This is a genomic window from Salinisphaera sp. G21_0 (assembly GCF_017744115.1).
GTDB lineage: Bacteria > Pseudomonadota > Gammaproteobacteria > Pseudomonadales > Endozoicomonadaceae > Endozoicomonas.
The window spans coordinates 1-4,841 of sequence record NZ_JAGHQW010000117.1 but is presented as its reverse complement, the minus strand read 5'-3'; the positions used below and the strand labels follow the sequence as shown (position 1 = coordinate 4,841).

4 protein-coding genes are annotated in these 4,841 nt (G+C 41.9%); 2 read left to right on the top strand and 2 right to left on the bottom strand.

Annotated features, from left to right (window positions below):
- Positions 1–6 precede the first annotated feature (6 nt).
- Positions 7–561, bottom strand: a complete 555-nt coding sequence (locus tag J7439_RS24835; protein ID WP_209204740.1) for a hypothetical protein — start codon at positions 559–561, stop codon at positions 7–9.
- A 499-nt stretch (positions 562–1,060) separates the two neighbouring features.
- Here J7439_RS24835 and yghU point away from each other — a divergent pair, with 499 nt between their 5' ends.
- A complete protein-coding gene (gene yghU / locus J7439_RS24830) occupies positions 1,061–1,933 on the top strand; it encodes a glutathione-dependent disulfide-bond oxidoreductase (RefSeq protein ID WP_209204739.1) in 873 nt (290 codons plus the stop codon).
- A gap of 46 nt (positions 1,934–1,979) precedes the next feature.
- Here the strand turns inward: yghU and J7439_RS24825 are convergent, their stop codons facing one another.
- The gene (locus J7439_RS24825) at positions 1,980–3,746 is read right to left on the bottom strand and encodes a hypothetical protein (protein WP_209204738.1); all 1,767 of its coding nucleotides are present in this window, start codon (positions 3,744–3,746) and stop codon (positions 1,980–1,982) included.
- 185 nt (positions 3,747–3,931) lie between these two features.
- Between J7439_RS24825 and J7439_RS24820 the strand changes: the two genes are divergently transcribed.
- Positions 3,932–4,841 (top strand): hypothetical protein (locus tag J7439_RS24820; RefSeq protein WP_209204737.1); only part of this gene is annotated, 910 nt, incomplete at its 3' end.

The window sequence follows — 4,841 nt, the reverse complement described above, 5'->3', positions numbered from 1 at the left end:
AGCCTCCTAGGCATTGAGTTCACTTTGATGGATTAATGCATCAAGCCCGGCCATAAACTGGGACGGGCTCAGGTCCCGGGTGCTGAAAATATCCAGCCTCAATTGGGAGCGGCGATATTTAAACCGAAAATCCAGGATGAAGCGTGGGTCGTGAGCATAAAATTTCTCCCTCACTTTGATCAGTTTCCTTAGTTTGCCCTGAAGATCATGCCTGTGTTCATAAAAGTGTTCTTCAACGATTGGCTGGATAAGAAGACCCCACAACTCAGCCCGGTTATCTTTTGGACAGGCACCGATATTCCAGCAGTTAGACGTCAGATCAATAATGTTTTCGATCTCATTATTGTCGCTGTATTCACTGAGCAACGGCTCAACCCAATCCGCAATAATGCCGGAGAGCCCCGGGCCTTCAAAGGAGGGTTTCTGACCAGCACAGAGAAACGCCAGTCGGGAAAATATACGCTTTAAACGGTTAATCATGGTATGCAAAGTACACTCACCGAAATGAATGGTATTCTGCCCTGTAATGCCCTGCAAAGGATTACTCAGGGAAGCAGTCATGCCCATAAATGTAGTCAGTGTTCACTGTGTCAGCATCACTTTTACTCTCCAGTCAGATTTGATTGCGTCAGTGCCAGAAGTGCAGGATCAGTGTGATCATAATCGCAATACCAACTAATAAAACGATTGATTTGATAATGTGCTCCTGATTTTTTTGTGGCTGCTCATTATCAGAAGGTGAGTCTGTGTTTTTCAGTAAAAAGGGAACAAGGTCGGCCATAACCAGAAAGCAGGTCAGGAGCAGGACGGATACAACAACAGTTTTTATCATTGTTTGAACACTCCGGTTATTTTTTGAACGAAAGAACTAAGCAGTGAATTTGATGTATGACATAGATAGATGAATCTATGCTTTTTATCCAGATTGTTTGCATCAAGGCCTGAAAACGATTCACGTTACTTTTAATGTCTGCGTTTCATGCGGGAATACACTTACCTTTCTTCGGGAATTGTCTTATGCTGGGCAGCTCCGGGCTTAAGAATGAATAAGGAGTTGCCCATGGCAGATGCATCGTATGTTCCTCCCAGGGTATGGACCTGGGAAAATGAGAATGGTGGCCAGTTTGGTGGCATTAACCGGCCAACCGCCGGTGCCCGTTTTGACAAGCCGCTGCCTGTTGGCAAGCATCCATTCCAACTTTATTCACTGGCAACCCCGAATGGTGTGAAAGTCACCATACTGTTTGAAGAGTTGCTGGCGCTGGGGATTAAAGAGGCCGGGTACGACGCTTTTCTGATTGACATTATGGCAGGTGATCAGTTTGGTTCGGGCTTTGTTGGCATAAACCCTAACTCGAAGATTCCAGCCCTGGTGGATCGAAGCGACGGTGTGGAGATACCGGTATTTGAGTCAGGAGCCATCCTCCTTTATCTGGCTGAAAAATTTAATGCGTTTATCCCAGCGGAACCCGCCAGGCGGGCACAGTGTCTCTCATGGCTGTTCTGGCAGGTAGGCAGTGGTCCATACCTGGGAGGCGGCTTTGGCCATTTCTATGCTTATGCGCCGGAAAAATACCAGTACCCTATTGATCGCTTTGCCATGGAGGTCAAGCGTCAGCTGGATATGTTAAACCAGCATCTGGCAAACAATACCTATATCTGTGGCGATGATTATACCATTGCGGATATGGCAATCTGGCCATGGTACGGGGCCCTGGTCGAAGGCAAAATTTACGATGCTGCAGAGTTTCTTCAGGTGGATAGCTATCAACATGTTGTTCGATGGTCCAGCCAGATTGGACAGCGAGAGGCCGTTCAACGTGGGAAAATGGTCAACCGCACCTGGGGTGAACTGTCCGGGCAGCTGAGAAACCGGCATGATGCTTCTGATTTTGAACTCAGGACCCAGGATAAACTGGAAGCTTCAGAATAAATTCGGCAACATTCCAAAACCCTAATATAACTGAATGGTGAAATTATCACCATTCAGTTATAACGGTATGAAGCATAAGAAATAACGTTTCTATCTTATCTTTAATTCCTTTTGGTATTTCTTCAATGGTACTTAGTAATTCCAGAAGAAGGGATGATTTTTCAAATGACAAATCTCCACCGGTTACAGGGCACTTACCAGTCTCCCGACGGTTACTGGTAATGCGAATAGCACGAAACATTGTAAATTCATCGAAGATATGCCCGTAAGGAGTTTTCCAGGGTTGTTTAATTAATATCAATTGTACCGGATCAATCATATTTTTAGCCGTACTGTGCTCAATATTGGTTAGGGTGGAAATAATATCCGTCATAATGGATATTTTTTTCATCCGTATCTGTGCGGCATTGCCGACTTTTTGTTTGTTGTCTTCAAGCAGGCCCATAAACAGTACTTTACTATCCTCACTCAGATTTTCATTGATTGTGTTAATGATTCTGGTATCTATTTCAGATATTCGCTGTTCTACTTCTGCTTCCTGAAGCACAGGAGGTCTATGCAGTAAATCTATTAATGTTGATGAATAATGCTTCTGTTGACATTTTTTAAAGTGGTCGTATAAGCACTCTGCGTGCTTATCATTCATATAATTGCTGATGCTGAATGTTTTTAATGCAAATATTGTTTCATATCTGGGATTCAGAAAGTTCGTTATAGAAATATTTCTAAGCTTATGCAAATGAAGGTTTAGTTTTGGAACGTCAAACTCCTTGGGAGATTTAGTTAAGTCTTTAATACAATCGCAAAAATAAAAATCAGTATCCATTCTCATGGTAAGGTATTTTATGAAACTGTCATTATCTATTAGATAAATAGCTCGCTGAGTTTTTAGAGCATCAGCGAAATATTCAAAATAAAAATGATCTGATGTATCCCAGTAACCGAGAATTGAAAATAGTGTCCAGAGTGTCTGAGTATGATGGTCAGTGCTCTCAAAATCAATGTTTAAGGGAGAGTGTCCGAAATTGATATCACTCAAACGTATGGTCTTGTAATTTTTAAGGTGATTGGAAAGCACAGGACAAAATAGTTCGGATGTATTATCAAAACTGCCGTCAAGAAGTAGATCAAATAGTAAAAGAACAGGTAAATGTTCGCTGAAAAAAACATGGTGCATTTCAATTAAGGAAAGATTTGATTTATTAAATTCACCACTTATAGCTGCATTATTTAATAGCTTTTTAATATTGCTGATTGGGGTTGGTAATGAATAGTGTTTACATAACCTGAAAATTAGACCCACTTTTGTTAACATCTTATCAAAACAGTCGTCAGGATTTATTGTCATTAATGCTTTGAAATCATTCTTGCAACGGTTAAACATTTTTTTGATCTTTTGGGTTTTTTCGCTGCTCTCTATAAAAAATGGAATTGTACTTATTTTATTAAAATAGAGAAATCCGGTCCTTTCATTAATAAGTGAGCTTAGTTCTTTTTTGCATTCTTCAATGTGTTCAAAACAAAAATCATCATTGCTTAGCTTTGTTCTAATTTCGTCAAGCTCTGCCCGGAATTGATCACAACTGCCTGGCTTATGCATTTCACTGACCTGTTTTTCTCTCAATTCTACGCTTCTGGGCCTTGACAAATCAGCTGATGTGAGTGATTCAGGTTTGGTGGTCAGGGGGAATTCACAGCCAGATTGATTTTCTTTGACATCTCTATTTTGAAATTCCGCTTTTTTACAGTGGGTTATCCTTTTTTTACCATCAAAAGGTGAGGCAGGATTTAGCATCTTTTCAATCGGTTTCATGGTCCGGTAGTCCTTTCGATTGTTATTGTATCTTTGAACTTTATATTCTTTTTTTGACTGAGGTTCAGTTAGTAAGTTCAAACTGAGGCGTAATAGGCTACCTGTTAGCTAAATGATTATCTGTAGAAAAATGGAACAAAATTCATTAACTGCTATCTAATAAGAATTATCAAAGGAACTATATTATGAATTTCCCAATCCTAGTTTATTTAGCCAGCAATGATTATCCTGCCGTAACTCAGCAAAAACAGCCGACAGGTTCTCTAAAAACTGCGCCACAGCTCGATATTTCCATTGATGATCTGACTTACGATCTGGTGTTACCAGCTGACCAGCTACAACCTGCTGGAGCCCGGGGGAATTACCCTGCATGGGGTAAAGCATTTTGCCGGGGGGTGGCTACAGCCTTTTGTGCGAATCCCATCAACACAGACTGCCTGAAGCCGGTGCATGTCAACCATCAGCAAATAGAAGAAAGGAAAGTCTGTCCATTATTCAAAGGCGGCCTGTCTGAGTTAGTAAAATCATGGGGTCTTGTCGGCGAAGCAAAGGAGGTGGCAAATCAGGAAAGACAGACCAATACCCTGCCTTCTCATGAACTGCAAGGACAACTCATTATTATTCAGGATACAGGGCCAACGCTGACCAGCGAAGGGCAGAGAACACTGAATGAAGGCGTGATATTGTCATTGAAGTACGGATGGTATGATTTTTTAGAACGGATACAATCCATCATTGTAATCACTGGGGCAGAGTTGACAGAGGATGCCCGGATAGCACTGAGTAACGCTCTGGTACAGGCAGTAGATCACCGTCTTTACGATATGGTAGGGCTGTTACTATCCATCATTGTAAGCACTGGGACAGAGCTGACGCAGGATGACCGGATAGCACTGAGTAACGGTCTGATAATGGCAGTAGATCACCGTCTTTACGATAAGGCAGAGCTGTTAAAATCCGTCTTTGTAAGCACTGAGACAGAGCTGACGGAGGATGCCCGGATAGCACTGAGTAACGGTCTGATACTGGCAGTGGATAACCGTCATTACGATAAGGATAAGCCAGAGCTGTTACTATCCATCATTGTAAGCACTG